The organism is Methyloligella solikamskensis (assembly GCF_042676065.1).
GTDB classification, from domain to species: Bacteria; Pseudomonadota; Alphaproteobacteria; order Rhizobiales; family Methyloligellaceae; genus Methyloligella; species Methyloligella solikamskensis.
Genome location: NZ_JBHTJO010000001.1, coordinates 2,471,743 through 2,495,823, shown reverse-complemented (window position 1 = coordinate 2,495,823; position 24,081 = coordinate 2,471,743). Strand labels below are relative to the sequence as shown.

Here is a 24,081-nt window from a genome sequence, read left to right as displayed (position 1 = left end):
TATTCGCGAACGTTTCGAACTCTGCTATGACGCGACAGCCCGGAGATTCCTTGGCGGTTACGGTGTTAGCCGCATGGCTGTCGAGCCGAAAGGGGGCACGGGGGCCCGTAGCTCAATTGGTTAGAGCCGACGGCTCATAACCGTCTGGTTGGAGGTTCGAGTCCTCCCGGGCCCACCAAACCTTTTCAGTGGCTTATGTCGCATTTGACGGGAAGAAGTGCGATGCCTACCTTCGAAAGGCCTTAAGTTCGACCTTAAGAGGAATCCGGCTCATGGACGAAGATGAAAGGGCAATTCGGCTATGGAATGTTAAGCGCGGCCCCTGCGTCGGCCACCTGTGCATCATCGAAGACAAAGAATACCGCATCGCCAAGATCGCGGATGGCATCGCAGTGTTCGCTGATCGCCAAGCGCACAGGAACCGATTCAGACTCGATAAAAACGGCGACATGCACTTCTTAGACCAGCCCGCAGCTAGGCCTACGGTGAGCATCGACTCGTTGGAGTTTCTGCAGGGGGCGGTGCCGATGAGGCCTGCTATCCTGCCGAGTGAGAAGCAGGACTTGGTGAGGAGCCCGCGCTTCAAAGTGAAGTAATTTTTGGGCGCCCTTCCGACTGACTATAGGTGGCGCCGCAGTCATGCCCCCCAAGCCGTGTTCGCGGAGCGTACAATTTCCCCTGCTTGATGGCTTCCCGGCGGCAGAATTTGGACGGTTGCTTCGTCCTTTGAGAGTTCGACCAGCCTTTGCCTGTGAAGATCCCGCAAAAGCTTTTTGAAGTAGGTTGGATTCTGATAGCCAGTCCACTTAAGCAATTCTGCTGTGCTCGTTTCCAGGGGTGACGTCGCGAGTAATACCAAAACCTGTGATCTCAGATTCATTTTTGGGTCGAGGACCCGCCGCATGTTGGTGCCCTCCCACACAAGCGGGATCCTTCGCTCTACCAAGCCGTCTACAACCTGCTGGGCCTGCTGAGTAGTCAGGCTGTGATATACGCGGACTAGCTCGCTCATCACCCAGTTTGAGCTGGTCAGGACAAAGGTCGCATCCATATGATTGGGATCAACATCCCCTCCGGTGTGCCCCACGCCCCGGTTGTTGCGAACTTCGTACAGGGCCGGCAACAGCCTCGGGATTAGGATTTGGAAGCTTCGAGGCGCGTCTGCGTTCTGTTCCAACCTTCGGCAGGCGCCAACGAAGTCGGGCGGCTTGGTGGGCTGTGACGCATAGGTTCCCCCGGAATACCCATCTAATATTGTGTAGACGATTTCGCTGAAGTGGCCTCCGCTCAGCTCAGATGGTTTCCACCTATGCTCCACGTAGTTTTGGACGATTGACTCGTACTCAGTCAGTAACGGGTTCCGCAGACCGTCGGGGATCACGGAAAGGGCATCGTCAGGGCTCATTGCTCTTCGCCCAGCGAGTCCCAACCTTCTGGAGTGATAAAGAAGCCGTCCTTGGTTTTCTCGCAGAGCCCCTTCTTGACATTCTTGTTGAGGCAGTCAGAAGCGTTGGCTAGCCGCTTCTGCTGGTTGTCAGTCAAAGCCTTCGCTACGCTAGACGTTGTGAGGTTTTCAGATCCACGCTTCTGAAGCCAGGCAGCAGTCGCCAAGAACCGCAGGATCTGATTGGAGTCTGCCCCCTTGGCTCTGATGTAGCTTGCGAGTGAGGGCGTGCTTCCAGATGACCGTGCGGCGGGTGAGGGACCAGAAGGCTCTTCCGCATCCACTCTTGCTGTTTTGCCAATTTGTTCAGCCGCCTTCAGGAGCTTCGCAACCTGCTCGCCGAGCCACTCCTCATCACCCTCACCAGAGAACCTCAGATCTCCAACGTTGATTTCAACCTTTGCCTGCCTTCTCGGCTCGTCTTTGTCCGTTGTCATTACCCACCTCACAGATCGTGCTATCGGATAGCACGGCTAGCACGATTCGCACTGGGGTGGTAGTCCGATGTTCCACACTCTGGAACAAACACGGTTCCGCGTCATACCTGTTCGACTATGCCTCCTAACGAGACCGCGGGTCCGGGGCGATGCCTGTGCGCCCCGGGTGCCGCGGCCTCTGGGAGGTGGCGCGCCTAGCCAGAGAAGAACCACGCGCGCCCGGAGCCCGGCAGGAGTGGGACCGGGCCATGGGACGGGAGGGGACCGCGCCCGCGACTGACGCCGAAGGACGGACACGGCCCTCTCCCAAGAGCTGTTGCTGCGGGCCGAAGACGGCGATCCTAACCCGCTGCGCCAGCTTCCGAGGACCAGGCCGTGGAAAAGGCGGCTAGGCCCTCAAGGTCATACGTTACGCCTCCTGGTAGCGCCTGTAGGCGGCCGGGTGCTTGGCTCGGGCGATGGTCATCGCCTGCGTACGGCTCACCTTCCGCTCGTCCATGATGCCATCGACCAGAAGATCGAAGTCCTCCTTCGCCTTCGATACTTCTGCGGGGCGGCTCGCCTCGGCCTGCGCCTTCTGGAAGGCATCGCGGCCGTCCTGATTGTACTTCTGGAGCAGGTCGGGTCGCTCGCGGGCGACCTTCTTCATCGCCTCGGTCCGTCCGCCGGACAGGATCGCAGCCAGCTGCTCGACGGCCTGCTCGAAGCTGTCGAAGTGCGCCACGTCGTCCTTGCCGTCCGCGATCGGGGCAGCGGGCTCGTCGCCTTCATCGCGCTTCATGATGGCCATGGTGGCGTGCTGCTGGGCGGGGCGATCGACGGCGGATAGCTCGTCGATGGTGAACTCGCGCATGATGCGCTTCCTTCGCTGAGGTAGTGGCATGGGTGGTCTCCTTTCTATCCAGGGAAGTCGAAGCCGCGCAGCGACGGGCGGAGGTTCATCTCTCGCTCCGCCAGGTGGCGGGCGCGCAGCGCGTCGTGGCGCTTCCGCCTGGCGCGCCGGTGGTCACCGGCCGCGGCGGCTCGCTCGGCCTCGTGCCAGTTCTGAGCCGCGATCTCGCGGGTGCGTGCGCGGCGGTACGCGCGCTCCCTGTCAGTGAGCGAGGCACCTTCGCGGTTGTGGGTAATCGGGTGGTCGGCGTCGTGGGCGAGCTCCGCGCGGAGGTGGGCCAGCTCGTCGAGCTCGCGGCGGAGCTCCTGCTCCTCGAAGGACCGGACCGCTGAGGTCGACTTTGAGGCTCCGGCGAGCTTCGCCTTAAGCGCCTTCCGGTGCTGATCGACGGCCCGCAGCTCGTCCTTCACGGCCTGCCTGTCGAGCGCTTCGAAGTCGGGCTTGGGCTTCTTGGCGCGCTGGGCTGCGGCCTCCACGGCGGCGGCCTTCTTCTCGCGCATCCGAGCGGTAAGTCGCTCTCTCAAAGTCGTCTGGGGTAGAAGCATCAGTCATCTCCTTCTGTCTGGGCTCGGCCGCCATCACGGCGGTCGTCTGGGGGCCAGCTGGCCTAGGCGGTGGACCGCCTTCTCCTGATCGTCCTCCTGGGTTCGTGGCCGTCGTCGTTCTCGCCCGCGGTCTCCCAGGGCGGCGAGAAGTGGCCGCCGGTGGCGACGAAGGCGTCACCGTGGATGCGCGTACCGCCGCGAAACACCTGCCCACCGTAGGTAGAGACTCGCGGCCTCCTAGCGGCGGCGGTCGTAATAGTGAAGACGAGACCAGCGACGGCATTGGCTACGTCGTCGTGGGCGCCGGGGGCGTGGTCGATGCTGTCTCGCCCGCCGCGGGCCGTGCGCCGCTCAAGGGCACTGAGCTGGCTGGCGAGGCGGTCGTGATCGAGCAGATCGACGCGGCCGCTGTTCATCGGCGCCAGCATCTCGCGGTAGAGATCGGACTTCGGCTTCGCGGCTGCGCGATAGGTGATGCCGCGCTTGGCAAACTGCTCGCGCGGCCACTCTCCGGCGTATCGGTCACCCGTGAGGGTCCGAGCGCGGTAGGCCCTCAGGAGCTCGCTGAACTCCTCCACGACCGAGCTGGGTGAGAAGGGTGGGCGAACCTCCCGGACGCAGTCGAGCACGGCCCTGTCCCCCTCGCGGTGGCCTATGGCCATCGTCATGCTGTCGGCCGAACCGCCGCTGGGATCGACGAAGGCTTGGTAGGTCTGGTTGCTCAGCGGTGCACGCTCCCGAACGCCTCGGCTGGTGCACGCGTCGACAACGTCTCGGCTGATGAAGGTCTCGACGTCCGACCGGAAGTTCGCGCCATACTCTGCGGCCGCGCTGGCGGGATCGTCCGCATACGCCGCGTCGATCACCGACTGGGGAACGCGCGGGTTCATGCGCCGCGTGTCCGCCTGCCAGACGAGCACGGGACCGTCCTTCCCGAAGTGCCTTCGGTGGGTGCTCCACAGCGCTCCGCGCCTGGCGTAGGGGCTGGAGGCAGCGAGCAGCATGGCGCCCGGTACCGTGCTCATGGCGGGTCTCAGGGCGGCGATCACCTCTGCGTCGGGATTGGCGGATGTCTCGTCTCGCCAGAACGCCACCTCGTCGAGCAGCGCGGCCACGACCGTATAGCCGCGCACCGTGCGGAACGAGGCGGTCTGGATCTCGACCGTCACGCCGCAGGACAAGTCCACGGCCTCCTGCCGCTCCGCCTGGATCGTACCGGCGAGCATCGCCGTGCTCTTCAGCAGGCCCATCACGTAGCCGAAGATCACGCGGGCCTGCTTTCGGTCGGCGGCGATGACCATGACGGTCGCGCGCTCGCCCGCCGTGAGGTGCGGGCGCCAGTCCCGGAAGCAGGCGAGGAAGACCGCGATGGTTGCCAGGACGAAGCTCTTGCCGCCGCGCCTGCCGACTACCAGCCACGCCTCGGCGACCTGATCGCTGGGCGCGCTGGCGCGGCCCGTGCACTCGCGAAAGATGGCCCGCTCCTCAGACGTCATCTCCAGACCGAACAAAGCCGCCACGAAGGCTCGCCACGCTTCCCAGCTTTCGGCGTCGGCGAAGTGCCTGCCGAACACCTCGGGGTCGTCTATGGCCTGGAGGATGTTCACGGCTACGCGGCCTCCCCTTCGGCTTCGGCGTGCCGGCGAGCGTAGCTCAGGGGATCGGGCGTCACGTCTCGGGCCTGCCGACCTTCGTGGAGGCCGACGCTCTCGATCAGGCGGCGAAGCGCCCCGGCCGTACGCTGGTAGGTCTCAATCTGCCCAGGGTGCGGCAGGTCTCCGTCATCGTGTGTCTTAGCGAACTTCGCCTCCATGAACTCCAGCTCCACCTGGAGCAGGCTCGCCCTGCGGATGATCGCCCGCTGTCCCTCGGAGAGCGCATCGTCGCCGCCAAGGTCGCTGGAGTAGGCGGCGATCAAGTCCCGGAAGCGGCGCGCCCAGCTCGACCGGCCGTCAACGTACTCGCACAGCGCAGAGCCGTTGGTGATCCGGCTGCGGTTGGTCAGTGAGATACTTGAGACCCGGCGACGTCGCGGGCGCGTCTTTTCGTCCTTTGTAAGGTCGGTTTTAAGGCCGTTACTCAATACTTGCTCCTACGGTCAGCCACGCGAAAGGCGCTGTAAGCATTGAATATAGCCGGTTCTCAGGCCAGGGTAAAGGGTTAGGCCGAACGGTCATAAACCGTCTGGTCATCTAATCGGTCTGCTGTATTGGTGCTCTGAGTTTTTGCCGGGAAGGGGGGGTGACGTGGGGCGTGCCACGTCACCTAATTTGGGTGGGACCGCGTAGGGTAGGGGCCGCGGTAGTCAGAATCCTCGCCGTTCGCGGAACTTATCCTGGTTCTTCTGGACAGCGTCTCTCCACGCACCAGATGCGCGCCAGTCTGCCACGCTCACGTACCTCTCCGTCTCAAATTCCACCGTCCCGTCAGGCCAGCGGAGGGCGATGGTTGCTTTATCCCTTCCGGCATAGAGATATCCGGTGACGGTGAGAGGCTCGACGCTGTAAGCGGATAGCTCATCCTTTTCCGTCATGTCTCGGGCGGAAATGCGCCAGGCGACGATGGGCTCGTCGAACTCCTGGCCACACCACCCGACGAGTGAAAATCCGGGCTCTGCTGAAATCCAGTTGCTACTCATACTATCTATCCTTCTGTCCCTGCTTGTCGTGGTGGTCTTCGGTCTTGACCAGCGTTAGTAGCCTCCTGCCTTCTTCGGGTCTTACCGGTATTCCCCGATTCTCAATCCTCATCCCCTCGAATACTTTAAAGTGCTCCGGGAAATCGCGCCGCCTCGCCGCAATCAGCTCCTCCACGTCGTCCAGCAGCAACTCGATCTCGTCGTAGGCGACACGCTCGTCGCGGCTCATCCAGGGGTGGCTGGTGCGCGGATGGATGGTCTCCAACTTGCGGCGGGTCTTCTCCAGCTTCGCCAGCTCGGGGAAGATGTTCTTTTCCTTGAAGACGCTATTTTCGTTCGTCATCGAATTGTCTCTCCTGTGCTATTACTGGAAATCCTGGGTCCTCAGTCGTTGACCCGCGTTACCCGCAACGCCCCTCGGGCGCCTGGGGACTTCTTACCGGCGCGCGGCGGTAAGCTTCCTTCGCGAACGCTTCGGTCTGGTTTCGGTATTGTCGGCGACGAGGCGGAGGTGGCGGCGCTGCGTACTGCACCCCCTGATGGGTTCGCCGTCGACGAACGCCCTCCAGTCGGTCGAGGTCACGCCGCCCTCGCTTAGGAAGACTGCGAAGGCCTCTCGGACCCGGTCGTGCTTCTCACGGCGGATGGTGACGCTCAGGAGCCGCAGGGCTTCCGTTAGACCGGCACGGGCGGATTCGATCCGCGCCAGGTCGTCGGCTACGCGGTTCGCTTCTCCGCGGGTCAGCTTGGGTGCGGGGCGTCGTCTAGCAACCACGGGCTCGTCTCCCTCTCCAACTGCGTCTGCCTTGGCTGGAACGCTCCGCTTCCGCGTCAGCCTTCTCCTGGGCCAGATCCTCCCGCAGCTCTTCGAGTAACTCTCTGGGGGTGGCGTCGGGAATCGCCCGAGCAAGCTGGAGCAACCTCTCGACACTGAGGTCAGGATCGTCCTCAACGATCTTCCTTACCTGGGAGGGAGACAGCTCGTCGTCGTCGGCTGGGACCATCCGCTCGATCATGTCGAAGTACCCCTGATCCCCGCGACCGTCGTCGCGCTTCTCAGACCGGCGCCGCCTCGGGCGCGCGCGGATTCATATCCCCTATTAGTAGGGGATTCGGGCGGCAGCGCTGCCGCCCCTATTGGACCCAGATTGCCGCCCCCCTCGGACCCAGATTGCCGCCCCCCAGGGGCGGCGTGGCTGCCGCCCCTGCTAGTCGCATCATCCATCATCAGCCTGTAGCGATTAGTCTCAGAACCGCCTTCCGAGCGCAGCGTCTCGATTACGCCCGCCTCCTCCAGGGTGCGGAGCGCGCGCTGGGCCGTTCGCCGGTCCACGTCGGTCATCCCAGCGAGTCTCTTTATGCTGGGGAAGACTTCGACCACCCCAGTCTCAGCGAAGCGCTCCGCAGAGTCGGTCATCGTCGCGTAGTCCGTCAGGCACCACGCCAGGAGCCTGGCCCCGGCGGGTATCTTTGAGTTGGCGCGGACGAACTCCGTCCACTTGTGCAGGAACTTGCCCAGGTCGCGCTTCTCGGCACGGCTGAGAGGGATCGTACCAGCATCCCGTGCTGCGCTAGGCATCGGCTGCTGCCTGCAGGTGAGCTTCGTGCGCGAGGATGTCGGCGCCGCGCCAGCGCGTGGTGGCAGGGCCGAGCTTTATCGGTTTGGGTATTCGCCCCCAGCGGGCCCACCGCCAAACTGAGATCGGGTGAACGCCCCAGCGCGCAGCAATCTGATCCGCGGTATAAAAGTAATCCGGCAGGACCTCAGGGGCCTCAGTCGTACTCATTCGGCTAGCTCCAGCTATTGCTTGCTAGCCAAACCATACCGGCGAGCCACGCGCGTTCCCTAGCGGGTGCACCGCCTCGTAAATCAGCGTGGATTGTTAGGCTGTTCTACGTTCGGCTTCGGCGCTTGCCGACGCGTCCCTCTTTGCGCGCATCTGTGCGTGCTGCCTTGATTAGGCGCTCGGCCTTTGACCACTCGTCCCGAGCGTTCTTGATGCGCTTTTCGAACCGCTTCAGGTTCTCAGCCGTTTGCTTCAGTTGCGGAGTGATCATCAGGAACCGTTCGGTGGTCGCCTTCTTGAGCGCACCCAAAGCTACACCTTCATTGCGCAGCTCGTCCGCGCGCGCCTCTATCCACTCGACGTCATCCCACTTGCTGGCTCCCCATCCGGGTGAGCCACGACGTGGGTAGCGAATTTTCTGGGCGACTTTGACGACGAATTCGCGGCCGTACTTGCCAATGAGCCGCGCCAGTTCTCTCTTGTCGCGCGGCGACAATTCTATGCCGTCATCGGCCATCAGATTGCCGCCCGCCGCGGACCATTGAAGGCTACGACCTTGGACGGCTCGAGGGGAGGTGTCGGCGCGGGCTGGGTGATCTCACCGAGCCGCACAGCCCAGGCGATCATCGCCTGACGAATCTCGGGTAGGTACTTGTGCTGATCGTACACTCTCTGCAGTCCGGTGCGGCCGTGCCCGATCGCCATCTCCGCGACGTGATCGTCTACTTGGAGTGCCGCAAGGTTCGTTCGCACAACGCGCCGCAGGTCGTGAAGCACCCATCGCTCCGGCGTGACACTTCTCGGGTCGTCGCCGCGCTGCTTTGCCATCGCCCGCAGGGTCCTCACAATGCTTGCATCAAGCGCACGCTTGGCCTTCGAGTGGCCGTTGATAGGGACGGTCCCGGTGGTAGTGAACAAGAAGTCGCAATCGGCGAAACGAGGCAGATCAGCCAGGATCTGGCAGGCGTCGTCGCTAAGCGGCACAAGGTGTTCCAACTTTGACTTGAACCGCGCCGCTGGAATGGTGAGCAACTTCGTCTCGTCTTTGATGCGCGTCCAGTCGATCTGCGCGCCCTTCTTTCCAGCATCGCGGATCACGCTCCTCAGCTGAGGATGCAGCTCCGACCACCGCGCTCTGCCGAGCTCGTTAACCCGCAGGCCGGTCAGAAGGAGGAGCCGGTAGAAGTCACCATAAGGATGGCCGATGCGCCCAGCCGCCCGCCACAGGGCGAACACCTCGTCCTCACTTAGAATGCGGTCGCGTGGACTGATCCCCGCATCTTTGAAGAGCAGACGCTTGTCCAGCGAGGCGCAGGGACTCGCTTCGATAAGTTCCTCGTGGACTGCCGCCTTGAAGATGCCGACTGTGTGCGTCCAGGCATTCTTCGCCTCGTAGGGCGCCCGCATCCTGAGCGCGGTAATCAGCTCGCGGACGTCGCGCGGCGTGATGCTGCGGAGGGGGCGGTCTCCCCAGATAGAAATGAGATTGCGTCGTATCTCGCGCGCGTCAGTCTTAGCCCGGCGATTGCCAGAGCGCTCTGTGATGAACTGTTCGGCGAAGTCACCGAACGTGCGCGCGGCGAGTTCCTCAGCACGACGTCTGGCGTCGGCGTCGGCGCGCTCCTCCTCCGCCTTGGCGAAGGGATCTACACCGGACTTCGCCAGAGCGTAGAACTCCTGCGCCTTCTCGCGTGCATCGGCCAGGCTCATCGCCGGGTAGTGCCCGAGGCGCCTGCGCGATTGGGTCTTCTGACCCGGCCAGACGAGTTGCATTACCCAGACCCGCTTGGCACTGGGCAGGACCTTCAGCCCGAGCCCCGTCGCCGCACCGTCCCAGATAATCCCCGGACGCGTCGCCTTCCGCACGACCGCGTCGGTCAAGATCTTCGCCATACCCGCCCCATCAGTGTTGACCTTAAAACGGCCTTACCTTAGCGGCTTTTCGCGGCTAGCGCTAGCTAGGGTACGCTTGGCGGACGTCGGAGTTTGTATACGTATAACAGACGCTTGCTGGGAGAATTGGCTTCTCTCGGCTAGCGATCGCTTGCCGAGGGCGGACGCCTCATAACCGTCTGGTTGGAGGTTCGAGTCCTCCCGGGCCCACCACTTTCTCCCAGGTTTTTCCCAGCGCAGTGGCTCACGCATGAGACGATCCGATTCTCCTGCTTTGCCCGGTTCGAGAGCGATCGCGACAGATAGTTCGAAGAGGAAACGTCGAGAGAGCAATGCTCTTGATCGTGATATGACTTATCGTTGGCCCATCGCCGATTTACCACTTGCTTGGCTGAAGGAAATTAAGCGCCGCTTCTCTTCGTCCCAAAGTACGAGCCGCACAGCTTTGAGGCTTTGAAGCAGGGTAAGGCGACCGGCATTCCGAAGCTCGGGATGGTCCCGAAGCACCTCCGGCAGGCGGTAGTATGGCGTCCGGCTCGACAAGTGATGCACATGATGCACCCCGATATTGGCGGTGAACCAGCGCAGGACGCCCGGTAGATCGTAATGCGAACTGCCATGCAGCGCCGCCTCATGCACAGACCACCCTTCCTCGTGCTCCCAAAGAGTATCCTCAAACTGATGCTGGACGTAGAAGAGCCAGACCCCGATTGAGGCGGCGAGAAGCGTGATTGGCAGCTGCACGAGCAGGAATGGACCGGCGCCTACCAGCCAGATGAGCGCTGCGACCAGAATTGCGATCGCCGCATTCGTCGACATTGCGCTTGCCCAAGGCCCCCAACCGTTGCGCATCAGCCCCATCGGCAACCGGTGGCGCAGAATGAACAGATATGCCGGCCCCAGACCAAACATCACGATCGGGTGTCGGTACAGGCGGTAAAGGAGCTGACGCCATGGCGTCAGAGCCCGAAACTCATCGACGGTGAGCGTGTCGATGTCGCCGATACCGCGACGGTCGAGATTGCCGGAACTGGCATGATGCAGTGCGTGGCTTCGCCGCCAGAAGCCGTAAGGCGTCAGCGTCACGACGCCGATGGTGCGGCCGACCCAATCATTGGCGACACGCCGACGGAAGAATGAACCGTGGCCGCAATCATGTTGAATCATGAAGAGACGAACGAGAAAGCCTGCCGCGGGAACGGAGAGAAGTAGACCGATCCAATAGCCGGCGTCCAGCACAGCCCACATGAGAGTCCAAAGCAGCACAAAAGGCACCGCCGTAATAACCAGTTCGAACGCGCTACGCGCGTTGTTCGGTTCCCTGTAGGCAGCAAGATCTCGTATCAATGCACGAGAATCGAGCGTGGTGTCAGCGTTGGGATTTTCGGTCATCTACGGCCTCTCTAGCTGGCTCGGTACGCAAGTCACGGGCCATCGGGATCATATGCCGTGGTCGTGGAGGATGGCGCCCTCCGCGAACGAGAGCCACCTGGACTTCCGCAACCACCTGAGGGCGCGGCAGGGAGGGAAGTGATCTTAAGGGGCAGGCGAGATCGCGGCAGTCGCGATGACAATATTAGGCACCATGTCGTTCAACGTCTGAGCACTTTTGCACACGCGCGACTCCGTCCAGGTTGGGGAGCCACACGCGCATCGAGCCCGAAACTTTTGATCTTTCTTGCGATCTGGCGGTTCACATACATACGACGTCCTTCTTGATTCAGGACAGTCGAGAGACCCGTTACAGGAAGGACCTGCCGTGACGACGGAGCCGCAGCCGAAATTCGATCCGAAAGTGTTTCTCGCCCGCGTCGGAAAGGGCCGGAGCGTCGGCAACTACAATGCGGGCCAGGTCGTCTTTTCGCAGGGTGAGCCAGCGGACGCGGTCTTTTACATCCAGAAGGGCAAGGTGAAAGCGACCGTCGTATCAGAACAGGGCAAAGAAGCCGTCGTTGCCATGCTGGGCAGGAACGAATTCTTCGGCGAGGGATGCCTGGCCGGACAGGTAAAGCGCATATCGACAGTCGAGGTTATAACGCCTGCCATCATCTCGCGGTTGGAGAAGGCGGCGATCCTCCGCGTTATGCAGGAGGAGCCGGCATTTTCTGAACTGTTCATCGCTCATCTTCTGACCAGGGCCGTTCGGGTCGAAGCGGACCTGGTCGACCAGCTGTTCAATTCGAGTGAGAAGCGACTTGCCCGGCTGCTCCTGCTGCTGGCGAATTTCGGTAAGGATGAACAGCCGGAACCGATGATTGCGAAGATCAGCCAGGAGACACTCGCGCAAATGATCGGAACGACGCGGTCGCGTGTGAGCTTCTTCATGAACAAATTCCGGAAACTTGGCTTTATCTCCTACAACGGCGGAATCGAAGTCCACAGCTCGCTGTTGAACGCTGTCCTGCACGATCAGCCGCACATCGAGCCCTGAACACCGCACCTTTGCGACGTGATCAATTCTGCTCAGCCGGCATCCCGGCACGAGCGTACCATCATGTCATGGAAGGCTCCCCCATCAGTCTCGGACGGTCACGCTCCCCCGCACACCTGAGGGGACGGCATGGGGCTTGTTGCTGGAGAGTTCAAATGAATACGCAATACCGGCCTGCGCCCCCAATCAGGCCATATCGCCATCTTGCGCCGAGCATCGGTTCTCCCTGGAATGGGATGAAAAGAGCAGCGTTGGCTGAGGCTGTTATGGAAACGATCCGCCACCCTCTGCTGGTCCTCGACAAAGAATTGCGCGTGGTCAAAGCAAATCGTGCGTTCCGCCGCATGTTCGTCGTCGATCGGCGGGAGGTTCAAGGTCGATCATTCTACGCGTTGGATGGTGGGCGGTGGAATATCCCCAAGCTGACATTCCTGCTTACGAATCTCTTGGCGAAAGAGGTCTGCGAAGTTGAAGCAGACGTCCCGGGGATCGGACGCCGCACACTGCTGCTGAATGCGCGCAAGCTGTTGGACGAGAGCAACGACCGCACGCTGGTGCTCCTAACGATCGAAGACATCAGTGGGCGTTGCGCCGATGAACGGCAGACGGCGGAGCTGCTACGTCAGAATGAGACCCTTGTTCGGGAGATGCAGCACCGTATCGCCAACAGCCTCCAGATCATCGCCAGCATCCTTCTCATGAAGGCGCGCGCGGTGCAGTCGGAGGAGGCGCGAATGCACCTCGAGGATACTCATCAGCGGATCATGTCGGTGGCGGCCGTACAGCAGCAACTCGGCATCGGACGGCGCGGAGAACAGATCGAGCTCCCCTCCTATTTGTCGCGGCTTTGCGAGACGCTAGCCGCCTCGTTGATCGGCGCCAGTCGTCCCATTTCGATCCGGGCTGACGTCGACGAGACCACAGTACCGTCCGCCACCGCGGTCAGCATCGGTCTCATTGTGACCGAATTGGTGATCAACGCCCTCAAGCATGCGTTTAATCCCGATACTGCGGCCGGCCTGATCGTTGTCACCTATGAGGTCGCCGAACCGGGCTGGCGGCTTACAGTTGCCGACAATGGGATGGGGAACTCAGCGAGTCCCCATAACAATGCAAAGCCCGGACTGGGCACAGGCATCGTCAGGGCGCTCGCCAAACAGCTTGAAGGACGCGCGGAGGTCTCGATGGGGTCAAGCGGCACGTCGGTCTCGATCGCCCACGAGTCCTTCAAGTCGGCGCTGGCTTAGCCTCGCACTGCGCAGCCATAGGCCCTCACCATTCAGTTAGCGAGAACCACGCGTTGGAGCGTGCTTCCAGAAAAGAACGTGGCGGCGCTTTGAGGCGCCGGCCGCAGAAGGAACGCATCATGTTAAATCTGATGAACCCATTCGCGTATATGGGAGGAGGATGCAGCGACGCAATTGATCGCCTTTCGAAGCTAGACGAATTTGGAACAAATCCGGGATTCCTGCGGGCTTGGACCTACATACCGAAAGGCTTGCCTGTGGGCGCGCCCCTTGTGATCGTGCTGCACGGCTGCAAGCAGACGGCGCAGGATTATGATCGCGGCTCAGGCTGGTCCGATCTTGCCGATAGGCATGGATTTGCGTTGCTGTTTCCCGAGCAGCGGCACTCGAACAATTGGTCTCTTGCTTTTAACTGGTTCGAGCCACGCGACAGCCGCCGAGACTCCGGCGAACCCCTGTCGATTCGGCAGATGGTCGAACAGGTGGTAGCCGATCATGGCATCGACTTGCACCGCATCTTTATCACGGGCTTGTCGGCAGGCGGGGCCATGACCTCCGTCATGCTTGCGACCTATCCGGAAGTCTTTGCCGGCGGTGCAATTATCGCGGGGTTGCCATACGGGTGCGCCAGTACCATTCCAGCTGCTTTTCGTCGAATGCGCGGCCAAGGAGGACCGACAGGGCGACAACTTGCGGTACGCCTGCGCGACGCCTCCGAGCATGATGGACCCTGGCCGACGATCTCGATTTGGCACGGCAGCGGCGACGACACAGTCGATCCGTCGAACGTCGAAGCTATCATCCGCCAGTGGCGCACGCTTCTCAAGCTTGGACGGATGCCGAGCCGCACTCACCTCGTCGATGGCTACCCTCGGCGGGTATGGAGCGACTCCAAGGGTCAAGACCTAATGGAGGAATATAGCATCATCGGGATGGGCCACGGCACACCGCTCGACACGGGTGGCCGCGACGGCTGCGGCAGAAGTGGCGACTACATGCTGGATGTGCATATCTCCTCTACGGGCCACATTGCATCCTTTTGGGGGTTGAGCTCTTCCGAGCGTGAGATCTGAGGCGGATTGTTACCGGTTTTGCGCAAGGGCCGGGCCGGTTCGGAAAAGAGGCAGGCGATGCCGAAGCGTCTTTAAAGGGAGAGGGCGAGGTGCGCCGACGCACCGGCCAGCCAACGCCAGTAAACTTTCTTCTTCGTAACGCTTCGCGTTGCGATCTCAGGTGGCGCGAGGACGAATGGTGATCAGAAGCAACACTCCCATTGTGGCCGCGACTGCGGAGGCAGACAAGATACCGAGCTTTGCCGCTTGGAGCGTTTCAGGAGCGTAGGCAAGGCCTGCAATGAATAGCGACATCGTAAAGCCGATCCCGGTCAGACAGGCCCCGGCCGTCAGCAATCTCCAGCTCAGGCTGGTTGGCCGGAGCGCAATACCGAGTCGAGCCGCGATCCAGGTGAACATGAGAACGCCTGATGGCTTTCCAACGACCAGCCCCGCAAAAATTGCATAGATGACAGGCTGCGTAATCTCTGCCCCAGCGAACGGCACCCCAGCGTTGGCGAGAGCGAAGAGAGGCATCACGACAAGCCCCACCCATGGGTGGAGCATCAATTCGAGGCGCTCGAGAGGAGACAAGGATTCAGTTGCCGCGACGCCCGCTCGCTGAAGATCACGACGCTCTAGCGTGTTTCCGCTCCAGTGCTCACCGACTGGGTAGGAGAGCACCCGTTCAAATGCGGCGCGCAGCCGAACGTCGCTTACCCAAACCCGAGTTGGGGTCATCAGACCGAGGATGACGCCGGTTAGCGTGGCGTGGATTCCCGATCCATCGAAGCAAAGCCAGATCACTGCCCCGAGGAAAAAGTAGATCGGAATATTCCGAATTCCCAGCCATGCAATCCCTGCGACTGTAGCGAGCCCCAGCGCCGCGAGCCCTAGAGCGCTCCAGTTCAAAGCTGCGCCATAGATCACCGCGACAATCAAAATTGCCCCTACATCGTCGAAGATCGCTAAAGACAATAGGAAAAGGCGAAGACTTGGCGAGATACGGGAGCCAAAGAGCGCCAGACATCCCATGACGAACGCTGTGTCGGTGGCCATCACGGTTCCCCAGCCATGGGCCCCGGGTTCACCGCTCATCAGCAAGAGATAGATGCCCGCGGGAAAAACCATGCCACCCAGCGCACCGGCGAACGGTAGCGCTGCCATGCGAAGATTCCGCAGTTCACCCAGAATGAGCTCCCTCTTGAGCTCAAGGGCCACCACAAAAAAGAAGAACGTCATCAACCCGTCGTTGATCCAGTGCCGCAGCGAACGACTGAAATCCAGTGGGCCAAGATGAAGGCCGATTGAGGTTTCCCAGAATCCTAGATATGGCTCGGACAGCGGTGAATTAGCGAGGATAAGCGCTAAGACGGTCGCCACGAGCAACAGGACACCGGCGGCCGCTTCAATCCTGACGAATTGGGCAAATGGCGTGGTAAAGCGATCTGCAATCTCGGTTGGCAAGTGATCGCTCTGCGCCACTAAGGGCCTCCTTCTCCAAATTTATGTGTCGCTCGGGTCGTGAAGGTGGCCGGGCTGAGTTGGCCGTGCTCAGGTCGATTGCGTCACGGAATTAGTCTCATATCCTAAAGGTCGCAGGTTCAAAACCTGGCCTCATCGACTTGCTGTGCGTCCGCTACCGGTTTTTGTGGGATCGAAATTGCTCCTCGATCACTCCCATCGCCCGCAATAGCCGGTTCGCAGTTTCTCCGCTTGGCTCCACCACTTCCCAAGTTTCTCCCCAGCATGCATAAGCGCGGCTGCGATTAGGACCGCCAGTTACACTCCGTAACAATCCGGAAATCGAAGGGACACGCGGGTAGGCGACCTTTGCGGCATTCGATTTGTCGGATTCGCAAATGCTTCATTCGCTCCTGCGCCTTCTTCTGACCGTGGCGGTGCTCTTCGCCGTGCCGGTCCTCGTGGGGTCTGTCTTCGTCGGACCGGTCTTGGCCCACGAGGGACATGTCCACGACGAGCCCAAGCCTTTGATGGTTCCCGTGGCGCCGCGGGTCGTTGCCATGACGCCCCAGTTCGAGCTGGTGGGTGTGCTCTCGGCGCCGGGGGAGTTGATCGTCTTCCTCAGCACGTTCGACACCAGCGCGCCGGTAACCGGCGCGAGTCTTTCCGTCTCAGGCGATGGGGGCGTTGTCGAAGCGAAGTCGGACAGCGAAGGGGTCTTCGTCGCCGAGGCGCCCTGGCTGACCGCCTCACCGCCGGCGGATTTGATCTTCTCACTCGCCTTGGAAGATGGCAGACAGGATCTGCTGACCGGCCAGCTTGCGCCGAGTGGCGAGGAAGCTGCGGAGAACGAGCCGGGTGGCACGGGATTGGCCGAAGGGTTCAGCGTTTTCTCCGTTCTCGTTCTGGCCGTGCTCGCCTTCGTTGCAGGCGTCGTCGCCACGTCTTTCTTCCGTCAGAACGAAGAGGCGAGCGGCGAGCCGGAAGACGCGTCCGCCGCCGACACGAAAGTCGAGCGGGAGGAGAAGAAGCCGTCCCGCGTCACAACCCTGCGGCGCTCCGCAGGCGTGATCCTCCTTTGCATCGGCGCCGTCGCCTTTCCAAGAGCTGAGGCGTTCGCCGTGGAAGAGCCGATAGATGCGTTGCCGGCTCTTCCGGCGGGCATGGCGATGGATCAGCCCCAGCGCCTTTCCGATGGCAGCATCTTCTTCCCCAAGCCGACCCAGCATCTGCTGTCCCTGCGCACGGAGATCGTCACCGAACAAAAGATTGCCCGGACCCGAGAACTCTCCGGCCTGGTCACGGTGCCGCTCGGCAATCGCGGGCGGGTGCAGGCCTCGCGTCCGGGCCGCTTCGAGCCCGCCGACGGCGATATCTATGTCGGCATGGAGGTAAAGAAGGGGCAGATCCTCGGCCATATCGACGCCTATATCGAGGCCGCCGACCGCGCCAATCTGCGCAGTCAGATCGCTGAGACGGAAGCCCGGATCGAAAAGAACCGCACCATCCTGGGCCGCTTCGAGAGCATTCCCAACGCGGTCCCCAAGGTGAAGGTGGATGAGGTTCGCGGCGAGCTTCAGGCGCTCATCGAGCGCCGCAAAGAGCTGGTGCCGGGCCTCACGGTGAAAGAACCGTTGGTCGCGCCGATCGATGGCATCGTCTCGATCGCGGATGTGGCGGCGGGCCAGATGGTGGAGGCCCGTGACACGCTATTCGAGATTGTCGATCCCAGCGCGCTCCGGATCGAAGCGGTTGCCTCGGAAAGCGGCCCCATCGGCAAGATCCGATCGGCCACCGCCGTGATCGAGGGGTTCGAACCGCTGAAGCTGAAATATCTGGGGCAGGGGCCGGCCCTGAAACAGCACTCCCGCTTGCTCACCTTCCAGATCGTGCAGCCGGGCCAGGATCTTGCCGCAGGCATGACCGCTCACGTCATCCTCACCCTCGGCGAGGAGCGCCGAGGGGTAGCGGTGCCGAGCTCGGCGGTCACGCGGGATGCGGCCGGGCTGCCGGCTGTCTGGGTCAAGACGGCGCCCGAGGTGTTCCAGTCGCGCGTGGTCAATACAATGCCGCTGGACGGCGAGCATCTGCTGATCACCGCTGGGCTGAGACCCAAGGATCGCATCGTGACCTCCGGCGCTAATCTCTTGAGCCAGGTGCGATAGGCGGCGGCGATGTTCAGGCTCCTCGTCTCAACAAGCCTTCACAATCGGCTCGTCGTTTTAGCCTGCGCCCTGGTGCTGATCGTCGCCGGTATTCAGACTTTGCGCGGGCTGCCGGTTGACGTCTTCCCGGATCTCAATCGCCCGACCGTAACCCTCATGACGGAATCCGAAGGGTTGGCGCCGGAAGAGGTCGAGACTCTGGTGACCTTCCCCATCGAAACCGCCATGAGCGGTATCTCGGGCGTATCCAGGGTGCGCTCGGTCTCGGCGCCCGGCCTCTCCATCGTCTATGTGGAGTTCGCCTGGGGTACCGACATTTACCGGAATCGCCAGCAGGTGAGCGAGCGGCTGAGCGTCGTAAGCAGCGATCTCCCGGCCGGGATCCAGCCGCAGATGGCGCCGATAACCTCCATCATGGGCGAGATCATGCTGATCGCTTTGAAGAGCGATACGGCGAGCCCCATGGAGCTGCGGGAGATTGCCGACTGGGTGCTGCGCCCGCAGCTGATCGCGATCTCCGGCGTGGCCCAAGTGATTCCCATTGGCGGCGAGGTGCGCCAGTACCGGGTCACCCTCGATCCGAACCGGATGAACCTACTGAACGTCACCCAGGAAGAGGTCGAGACCGCGGTCCAGAAGTTCAGCCGAAACAGGCCCGGCGGCTTCGTCGATCAGCATGGCAGCGAGTTCCTGATCCGTAATCTGGCGCGCACCACCGATCTTGAGGATCTCCGCTCCCTAGCCGTCGGGTTTCGCGACGACGTGCCGGTCCTTCTATCTCAGGTCGCGAAAGCCGATTACGCGCCGCGGCCGAAGCGCGGTGAGGGCGGCTATATGGGGAGCCCCGCGGTCATTCTCTCCGTCCAGAAGCAGCCGAACGCGGACACGCTGGCGCTGACTGAAGAAATCGAGAAATCTCTCAAAGGCTTCCGCGAGTCCGGTCCAGAAGGCCTGTCCGTCGATGTCCTGTTTCGCCAGGCCGACTTCATCGAGGCTTCGGTCACTAATGTGCAGCAGGTGCTGATCGAGGCGATGATCGTGGTCGCCGTGGTGCTGTTCGCGTTCCTGCTCAACTGGCGGGCCACGGCAATTTCGCTCACCGCCATCCCGATCTCGATCTTCGCGACGCTGATCGTCTTCCAGTTCTTCGGCCTCACCATCAACACCATGACCCTGGGCGGGCTGGCAATTGCCGTCGGCGAGCTGGTGGACGACGCCGTCGTCGACGTGGAGAACGTGTTCCGCCGCCTGAGGGAGAACGCCGCCAAGTCGAAGCCACGTCCGGTAATCTCGGTCATCGCGGCAGCGTCTCAGGAAGTGCGTTCAGGCATCGTCTACGCCACGGCGATCATCGTATTGGTCTTCGTGCCGCTTTTCGCGCTGTCGGGAATCGAAGGGCGTCTCTTCGCGCCTCTGGGCGTCGCTTATATCGTCTCGATCCTGGCGAGCCTGATTACATCGATCACGCTGACCCCGGTGCTCTGCTACTACCTGCTGCCCAGCAGCGCCTCCCAAGCCCATCGCGATACTGCGCTGGTGCGGGGGCTGAAATGGGCCAATACCCGGGTCCTCGACTGGGGTTTCAAGAACCAGGCTATCGTCATCCTGAGTGTTCTGTCCCTGCTGGTCGTCACAGCGGCCTCCGCCTTCTATCTGCCGCGCGCCTTCCTGCCGCCCTTCAACGAGGGAACGCTGACGATCTCGCTGATTTTCAAGCCGGGGATCTCCTTAGAGGAATCCCATCGCGCCGGGATGATCGCAGAGCGCCTGATCCTTCAGGTCCCGGAGGTGAAGACGGTCGGCCGGCGGACGGGCCGTGCCGAGCTCGACGAACACGCCGAAGGCGTTCATTCGGCGGAGATCGACGTCGATATGAAGCAGTCGGATCGTGACCGGGAAGCGGTGGTCGCCGAGATCCGTGAGCGTCTCGCGGTGCTGCCGGCCAGCGTCAATATCGGTCAGCCCATCTCCCACCGGCTAGACCATATGCTCTCCGGCATCCGGGCGCAGATCGCCCTGAAGATCTATGGGGAGGATCTGCAGACCCTTAGAAATCTCGCCGCCCAGTTCCAGGCGAAGATCGGTGAGGTACCCGGCATCGTAGATCTCCAGACGGAGCGCCAGGTCCAAATTCCGCAGCTTCGCGTGGAGGTCGATCATGCGGCGGCCAAGGCACACGGCATCCCGAGCTCGAAGATCACCGAGACGCTGGCCACGCTGTTGAATGGCCGCGTCATGTCCCAGGTAGTCGATGGCAATCGTCGCTATGACGTGGTGCTGCGTGTCGGGGAGGAAGACCGCACCACGGAAGGCGTCCGCCAGCTCAAGATCGAGACGCCATCCGGTCCCATCCCGGTCTCGACCCTTGCCGATGTGCGCGAGGCGGAAGGGCCCAACCAGATCCTGCGGGAAAACACCCGCCGGCGCATCGCCGTGCTGGCCAACGCGGGCACCGACGACATGTCCCGCGTTGTCGGCGATATCCGCGACGTGATCGATGGGATGGACCTGCCGGAAGGCTATTACGTCTCTCTCGAAGGCACGTTCCAGGCACAGGAAGACGCCTCCCGCACAATCCTGCTGCTGTCGCTCATCTCGCTGGGCACGATCTTCGCGGTGCTCTACAGCCGCTATCGTTCGCCGGTGCTGGCGCTCATCGTCATGGGCAACGTGCCGCTCGCCCTGATCGGTAGCGTCATCGCGCTGTGGATCGCAGGGCAGCCGCTCTCCGTCGCCTCGATGATCGGCTTCATCACCCTGGCCGGCATCAGCTCCCGCAACGGCATCCTCAAGATCAGCCACTACATCAATCTCGTGCTGAGCGGCGAGGAGCGCTTTGACCGCAAGATGATTCTGCGCGGCAGCCTGGAGCGGCTTGTGCCCGTCATGATGACGGCGCTTTCGGCCGGCTTTGCGCTGCTGCCACTGATGATTGGGGCAGGCGAACCGGGCAAGGAGATCCTGCATCCCGTCGCCATCACCATCTTCGGCGGCCTCGTCAGCGCCACGCTGCTGGACAGCCTGCTCACCCCCATCCTGTTCTTCCGCTTCGGCGAGCCTGCGATCAAGCGGCTCAGTGAAGCGCGGGAAACCGCCGCCATACCGGAGGCGGAACAGCCATCTTACTAGCCACCGAAACCACCGAAGGGAGACTTGGAATGCTCAAATATATCGCCGTTATTCTCGCGCTGCTCGGCACCTCGCCGGCTCTCGCCCACTCCGAAAGCGAAGTCCACCCGGGACCCCATGGCGGCCACATCATCGACGCCGGCGGCGGTGTGCAGCACTGGGAATTGGTAGCCGATCACGACGCCCTGGTTCTCTATGTGACCGACGGGGAAGAGAAGCCGGTCTCGACCGAGGGCGGCGCCGCTCAAGGCACGGTCCTCGCGGACGGCAAGACCAGCCAGGTCAACTTCGAGCCGTCGGGCGAGAATACCCTCACGGCCGAGGGCGATTTCGGCCATCATCACGACATGGTAGTCATCGTGAAGACGAAGGATGTGGGCGGCGAGAGCCTCCAGGCGCGTCTCACCCCCTTGCACTGATCGCGGTCAACAGATGAGAAAGCCGGAGCCTGATCGTGCCGAAATCTGAGCACCAGGAACCTGGCACGGCCTCGGAAGCGGGAGAGCATACAGCGCTGGCGCAAGCTCACGTCTTGCTCTGCGATGACGATATCGAGCTGCGCCAGCTGCTGACCGATTTCCTGACGAGCAACGGGTATCGCGTTACTGCGCTTCCGGACGGGCGGGAGGTGGCGCGCCGAGTACAGGCCGGCGATGTCGATCTCCTGATCCTCGATCTGATGCTGCCGGGTACGGATGGGCTCACCATTTGCCGGGAGCTGCGGACGGTTTCCACCGTTCCCATTCTCATGCTGACGGCAAAGGGCTCCGAACTCGACCGTATTCTCGGCCTGGAGATGGGCGCCGACGATTACATCAGCAAACCCTTCAGCCCGCCTGAGCTGCTGGCGCGCGTGAAGGCGCTCATTCGCCGGTCCCGGATGCAGGGTGACAGTGCCGCGAAGCTGGGCCGCGTTCTCGGTTTCGAAGGATGGCGGCTCGATACGCTCCGCCGGGAGCTCCGCAATCCCGACGGTGTGATCATCGATCTCTCGGCCGGCGAATACGACCTTCTCGCAACCTTTCTCGAAGCGCCCCAGCGGGTGCTGGATCGCGACTATCTTCTGGAAGCAAGCCGGAGCCGCACCGCGGCGGGGTTCGACCGGAGCATCGACGTTCAGGTCAGCCGGCTGCGGCGGAAGATCGACGCGCCCGATGCGGAAGAGAGCTTCATCAAGACCGTGCGCGGGGCCGGCTATATGTTTCTCGCCTCCGTGACCCGGTCATGAGGTTCCTGTTCGATACGATCACGGGCCGCACGATCCTGGTTCTCGTGCTCGGCCTGGGCGGGAGCTTGCTCCTCGCTCAATACCTCTACCAGGTGACAAGCGAGCGCGAGCTTCGGGCCGCCAATGCTGATCGGATCGCAGACCGGCTCCTCGTGCTCGCCGAGACGATAAAGTCGGTGCCGGCGGACGAACGCGACGCTGCGGCTCATCGCTTGTCGGGAGGCCCGCTCGAGCTGCATTGGAGCGAGACGCCGCTCGCCAATCCCGGCGGGGATCTGGACGCGCCGGCGGAAAGGTTGCGCTCGACGTTGCTCCGACGGGCGCCGGAGCTTCAAGAGTCCGGCCTGGTCTTCGGAACGAGCCGCTCCATCCAGAACCAGCATGGCGAGACGAAGCCTGCGGATGCGCATCACGTGACCCTGATCTCCATGGCGCTGCAGGATGGCAGCTGGCTGAACGCAACCTTGGCCCAGGTGAGACAAGCCCGGCTTACCTCACCGAGCGTGCTGGTCTCGACGGCGATCGGCGCTATCGGGGTGCTGCTTGTCGCCATCCTCATTGGCCGCTGGCTGACCCGTCCGTTGAATCGGCTGGCCAGAGGGGCGCGCGCCGCATTTATCGAAGGACGCCCGACCCAGCTTCCCGAAGTGGGCACGACTGAGGTCCGCACGCTGGCAACGGCGATGAACGAGATGCATGGGCGTATCCAGCGCATGATGACCGAGCGGACCCAGATGCTGGCCGCCATCAGCCACGACTTGCGCACGCCGCTGACGCGCATGCGTCTCAGGACCAACGGCACGCCCGATCAGACCGATCTGGCGGCGGTCAATCGCGATCTCGACGAGATGGAGGCGATGATCGATGCGACCCTCGATTTTCTCCGTGAGGATGCCGCGAGTGAACGGACCGAACCGGTCGATCTTTCAGCGATTCTCCAGACCATTGCGAACGATGCGCAGGACGAAGGTCGGCCCGTCGAAATCAATGCGCCCCACGGTCTCGTTATAGAGGGCCGCCATCTGGCTCTGAAGCGGGCCTTCTCCAATCTCATCGAAAATGCCGTCAAATACGGCGACGTCGCGAAGGTGCACGCCTCACGGATTCCAGGTGCTTGCCAGATCCTTATTCGGGACGAGGGGCCGGGGATTGCGGAGGAAGATCTGGAGCGCGTCTTCGAGCCCTTCTATCGCGTCGACCAAGCCCGCCAGCGGGTGAAGGGAGGTTATGGTCTCGGCCTCACGGCGGCCCGCTCGATCATCCGAAAGCATGGTGGCGAGATCAGCATCGCAAACGGCCCCCACGGCGGGCTTGAGGTCCGCGTGACGCTGCCGGTGGACTGTTAAGTCAAGGCGCCTGTTGCGCCATCTGCCTCACTGCCACTTGGCTTCAGCCCTGCACCACACAGTCCGATTGACCTCTGAGTTCAACCTCCAAAGTCACCAAAAGCCGGTTCGCACTTTCTCCGCTCGGCTCTCCACCACTTTCTCCCGCGGTCTTCCCAACGCACTCTGAGCCCGGCGTCCGGCCCCTGACAGGGCGGCGATGTTACACCGATGCGTGACGTCACCCTGGGGCGTGCAACACGCTTTGCGCGGCCTCTCGGAGCGTCGCGACGGGTTGTAGTCCTCGAAAAAAGACAAAGTCATAACAAAAGCTTAACGGCGCTTCCTGCGCCTTTCTGCGACATTCTGACAGGACTGGCACGCTCCTTGCGCTTACAGGCGCC

At 62.2% G+C, this 24,081-nt stretch carries 24 protein-coding genes and 1 tRNA gene; 10 read left to right on the top strand and 15 right to left on the bottom strand.

What is annotated here, in order from left to right; all coding sequences use genetic code 11:
* Positions 1–101: 101 nt before the first annotated feature.
* Positions 102–178: transfer RNA gene (locus ACFQ2F_RS12005), tRNA-Ile, on the top strand.
* A gap of 94 nt (positions 179–272) precedes the next feature.
* Positions 273–596, top strand: a complete 324-nt coding sequence (locus tag ACFQ2F_RS12000) for a hypothetical protein (protein ID WP_379090152.1) — start codon at positions 273–275, stop codon at positions 594–596.
* A gap of 41 nt (positions 597–637) precedes the next feature.
* Here ACFQ2F_RS12000 and ACFQ2F_RS11995 read toward each other — a convergent pair whose 3' ends face one another.
* The 14 genes from ACFQ2F_RS11995 to ACFQ2F_RS11930 all read right to left on the bottom strand — a co-directional run bounded on the left by ACFQ2F_RS11995 (position 638) and on the right by ACFQ2F_RS11930 (position 11,028).
* Complete coding sequence (locus ACFQ2F_RS11995) at positions 638–1,405, bottom strand: hypothetical protein (protein WP_379090150.1); 768 nt, start codon at positions 1,403–1,405, stop codon at positions 638–640.
* Positions 1,402–1,881, bottom strand: a complete 480-nt coding sequence (locus ACFQ2F_RS11990; RefSeq protein ID WP_379090148.1) for a hypothetical protein — start codon at positions 1,879–1,881, stop codon at positions 1,402–1,404. The genes ACFQ2F_RS11995 and ACFQ2F_RS11990 overlap by 4 nt, the downstream gene beginning before the upstream one ends.
* 409 nt (positions 1,882–2,290) lie before the next feature.
* Positions 2,291–2,764 (bottom strand): hypothetical protein, encoded by a 474-nt coding sequence (locus ACFQ2F_RS11985; protein WP_379090146.1) that lies wholly within the window; start codon positions 2,762–2,764, stop codon positions 2,291–2,293.
* Between the two features lie 14 nt (positions 2,765–2,778).
* Positions 2,779–3,318, bottom strand: a complete 540-nt coding sequence (locus ACFQ2F_RS11980; protein WP_379090144.1) for a hypothetical protein — start codon at positions 3,316–3,318, stop codon at positions 2,779–2,781.
* A 62-nt stretch (positions 3,319–3,380) separates the two neighbouring features.
* Entirely contained in the window at positions 3,381–4,925 is a 1,545-nt protein-coding gene (locus ACFQ2F_RS11975) for a hypothetical protein (protein ID WP_379090142.1), read from the bottom strand.
* A gap of 2 nt (positions 4,926–4,927) precedes the next feature.
* Positions 4,928–5,401 carry a hypothetical protein gene (locus tag ACFQ2F_RS11970; protein WP_379090140.1) on the bottom strand — a complete coding sequence of 158 codons (474 nt, stop codon included), beginning with the start codon at positions 5,399–5,401 and terminating at the stop codon, positions 4,928–4,930.
* A gap of 222 nt (positions 5,402–5,623) precedes the next feature.
* Complete coding sequence (locus ACFQ2F_RS11965; protein WP_379090138.1) at positions 5,624–5,956, bottom strand: hypothetical protein; 333 nt, start codon at positions 5,954–5,956, stop codon at positions 5,624–5,626.
* 1 nt (position 5,957) lies between these two features.
* Positions 5,958–6,299 (bottom strand): hypothetical protein, encoded by a 342-nt coding sequence (locus ACFQ2F_RS11960; protein WP_379090136.1) that lies wholly within the window; start codon positions 6,297–6,299, stop codon positions 5,958–5,960.
* Between the two features lie 93 nt (positions 6,300–6,392).
* A complete protein-coding gene (locus ACFQ2F_RS11955; RefSeq protein WP_379090134.1) occupies positions 6,393–6,731 on the bottom strand; it encodes a hypothetical protein in 339 nt (112 codons plus the stop codon).
* Entirely contained in the window at positions 6,721–6,972 is a 252-nt protein-coding gene (locus ACFQ2F_RS11950; protein WP_379090132.1) for a hypothetical protein, read from the bottom strand. The genes ACFQ2F_RS11955 and ACFQ2F_RS11950 overlap by 11 nt, the downstream gene beginning before the upstream one ends.
* A complete protein-coding gene (locus ACFQ2F_RS11945) occupies positions 6,969–7,373 on the bottom strand; it encodes a helix-turn-helix domain-containing protein (protein WP_379090706.1) in 405 nt (134 codons plus the stop codon). The genes ACFQ2F_RS11950 and ACFQ2F_RS11945 overlap by 4 nt, the downstream gene beginning before the upstream one ends.
* Before the next feature lie 476 nt (positions 7,374–7,849).
* Positions 7,850–8,260 carry a hypothetical protein gene (locus ACFQ2F_RS11940; RefSeq protein ID WP_379090130.1) on the bottom strand — a complete coding sequence of 137 codons (411 nt, stop codon included), beginning with the start codon at positions 8,258–8,260 and terminating at the stop codon, positions 7,850–7,852.
* Positions 8,260–9,636, bottom strand: a complete 1,377-nt coding sequence (locus tag ACFQ2F_RS11935) for a tyrosine-type recombinase/integrase (RefSeq protein WP_379090128.1) — start codon at positions 9,634–9,636, stop codon at positions 8,260–8,262. The genes ACFQ2F_RS11940 and ACFQ2F_RS11935 overlap by 1 nt, the downstream gene beginning before the upstream one ends.
* 354 nt (positions 9,637–9,990) lie before the next feature.
* Positions 9,991–11,028 carry a fatty acid desaturase gene (locus ACFQ2F_RS11930; protein ID WP_379090126.1) on the bottom strand — a complete coding sequence of 346 codons (1,038 nt, stop codon included), beginning with the start codon at positions 11,026–11,028 and terminating at the stop codon, positions 9,991–9,993.
* 367 nt (positions 11,029–11,395) lie between these two features.
* Here ACFQ2F_RS11930 and ACFQ2F_RS11925 point away from each other — a divergent pair, with 367 nt between their 5' ends.
* The 3 genes from ACFQ2F_RS11925 to ACFQ2F_RS11915 all read left to right on the top strand — a co-directional run bounded on the left by ACFQ2F_RS11925 (position 11,396) and on the right by ACFQ2F_RS11915 (position 14,387).
* Positions 11,396–12,067 carry a Crp/Fnr family transcriptional regulator gene (locus ACFQ2F_RS11925; protein WP_379090124.1) on the top strand — a complete coding sequence of 224 codons (672 nt, stop codon included), beginning with the start codon at positions 11,396–11,398 and terminating at the stop codon, positions 12,065–12,067.
* A 251-nt stretch (positions 12,068–12,318) separates the two neighbouring features.
* Positions 12,319–13,314, top strand: coding sequence for a PAS domain-containing sensor histidine kinase (locus ACFQ2F_RS11920; protein WP_379090122.1), 996 nt, complete (start codon positions 12,319–12,321; stop codon positions 13,312–13,314).
* A gap of 119 nt (positions 13,315–13,433) precedes the next feature.
* On the top strand, positions 13,434–14,387 hold the full coding sequence (locus ACFQ2F_RS11915) for an extracellular catalytic domain type 1 short-chain-length polyhydroxyalkanoate depolymerase (RefSeq protein WP_379090120.1): 954 nt from the start codon (positions 13,434–13,436) through the stop codon (positions 14,385–14,387).
* Between the two features lie 156 nt (positions 14,388–14,543).
* On the opposite strand, the gene nhaA is transcribed toward ACFQ2F_RS11915, so the two are convergent.
* Positions 14,544–15,851, bottom strand: a complete 1,308-nt coding sequence (gene nhaA, locus ACFQ2F_RS11910; RefSeq protein ID WP_379090118.1) for a Na+/H+ antiporter NhaA — start codon at positions 15,849–15,851, stop codon at positions 14,544–14,546.
* A gap of 377 nt (positions 15,852–16,228) precedes the next feature.
* Here nhaA and ACFQ2F_RS11905 point away from each other — a divergent pair, with 377 nt between their 5' ends.
* The 5 genes from ACFQ2F_RS11905 to ACFQ2F_RS11885 are packed head-to-tail and all read left to right on the top strand — an operon-like array spanning position 16,229 to position 23,698.
* A complete protein-coding gene (locus tag ACFQ2F_RS11905) occupies positions 16,229–17,995 on the top strand; it encodes an efflux RND transporter periplasmic adaptor subunit (RefSeq protein WP_379090116.1) in 1,767 nt (588 codons plus the stop codon).
* Between the two features lie 9 nt (positions 17,996–18,004).
* The gene (locus tag ACFQ2F_RS11900) at positions 18,005–21,124 is read left to right on the top strand and encodes an efflux RND transporter permease subunit (protein ID WP_379090114.1); all 3,120 of its coding nucleotides are present in this window, start codon (positions 18,005–18,007) and stop codon (positions 21,122–21,124) included.
* Positions 21,125–21,153: 29 nt separating this feature from the next.
* A complete protein-coding gene (locus ACFQ2F_RS11895; RefSeq protein ID WP_379090112.1) occupies positions 21,154–21,543 on the top strand; it encodes a hypothetical protein in 390 nt (129 codons plus the stop codon).
* A gap of 35 nt (positions 21,544–21,578) precedes the next feature.
* Positions 21,579–22,352: a response regulator gene (locus ACFQ2F_RS11890; protein WP_379090110.1), complete on the top strand. Its 774-nt coding sequence runs from the start codon at positions 21,579–21,581 to the stop codon at positions 22,350–22,352.
* On the top strand, positions 22,349–23,698 hold the full coding sequence (locus ACFQ2F_RS11885) for an ATP-binding protein (protein WP_379090108.1): 1,350 nt from the start codon (positions 22,349–22,351) through the stop codon (positions 23,696–23,698). The genes ACFQ2F_RS11890 and ACFQ2F_RS11885 overlap by 4 nt, the downstream gene beginning before the upstream one ends.
* The last annotated feature ends 383 nt before the right edge of the window (positions 23,699–24,081 follow it).

Coding starts and splice junctions, on each gene's coding strand:
- ACFQ2F_RS12000 (WP_379090152.1), top strand. CDS start 273: ATGGACGAAGATGAAAGGGCAATTCGGCTATGGAATGTTAAGCGCGGC.
- ACFQ2F_RS11995 (WP_379090150.1), bottom strand. CDS start 1,405: ATGAGCCCTGACGATGCCCTTTCCGTGATCCCCGACGGTCTGCGGAAC.
- ACFQ2F_RS11990 (WP_379090148.1), bottom strand. CDS start 1,881: ATGACAACGGACAAAGACGAGCCGAGAAGGCAGGCAAAGGTTGAAATC.
- ACFQ2F_RS11985 (WP_379090146.1), bottom strand. CDS start 2,764: ATGCCACTACCTCAGCGAAGGAAGCGCATCATGCGCGAGTTCACCATC.
- ACFQ2F_RS11980 (WP_379090144.1), bottom strand. CDS start 3,318: ATGCTTCTACCCCAGACGACTTTGAGAGAGCGACTTACCGCTCGGATG.
- ACFQ2F_RS11965 (WP_379090138.1), bottom strand. CDS start 5,956: ATGAGTAGCAACTGGATTTCAGCAGAGCCCGGATTTTCACTCGTCGGG.
- ACFQ2F_RS11960 (WP_379090136.1), bottom strand. CDS start 6,299: ATGACGAACGAAAATAGCGTCTTCAAGGAAAAGAACATCTTCCCCGAG.
- ACFQ2F_RS11950 (WP_379090132.1), bottom strand. CDS start 6,972: ATGATCGAGCGGATGGTCCCAGCCGACGACGACGAGCTGTCTCCCTCC.
- ACFQ2F_RS11945 (WP_379090706.1), bottom strand. CDS start 7,373: ATGACCGACTCTGCGGAGCGCTTCGCTGAGACTGGGGTGGTCGAAGTC.
- ACFQ2F_RS11940 (WP_379090130.1), bottom strand. CDS start 8,260: ATGGCCGATGACGGCATAGAATTGTCGCCGCGCGACAAGAGAGAACTG.
- ACFQ2F_RS11935 (WP_379090128.1), bottom strand. CDS start 9,636: ATGGCGAAGATCTTGACCGACGCGGTCGTGCGGAAGGCGACGCGTCCG.
- ACFQ2F_RS11930 (WP_379090126.1), bottom strand. CDS start 11,028: ATGACCGAAAATCCCAACGCTGACACCACGCTCGATTCTCGTGCATTG.
- ACFQ2F_RS11915 (WP_379090120.1), top strand. CDS start 13,434: ATGTTAAATCTGATGAACCCATTCGCGTATATGGGAGGAGGATGCAGC.
- ACFQ2F_RS11905 (WP_379090116.1), top strand. CDS start 16,229: ATGCTTCATTCGCTCCTGCGCCTTCTTCTGACCGTGGCGGTGCTCTTC.
- ACFQ2F_RS11900 (WP_379090114.1), top strand. CDS start 18,005: ATGTTCAGGCTCCTCGTCTCAACAAGCCTTCACAATCGGCTCGTCGTT.
- ACFQ2F_RS11895 (WP_379090112.1), top strand. CDS start 21,154: ATGCTCAAATATATCGCCGTTATTCTCGCGCTGCTCGGCACCTCGCCG.
- ACFQ2F_RS11885 (WP_379090108.1), top strand. CDS start 22,349: ATGAGGTTCCTGTTCGATACGATCACGGGCCGCACGATCCTGGTTCTC.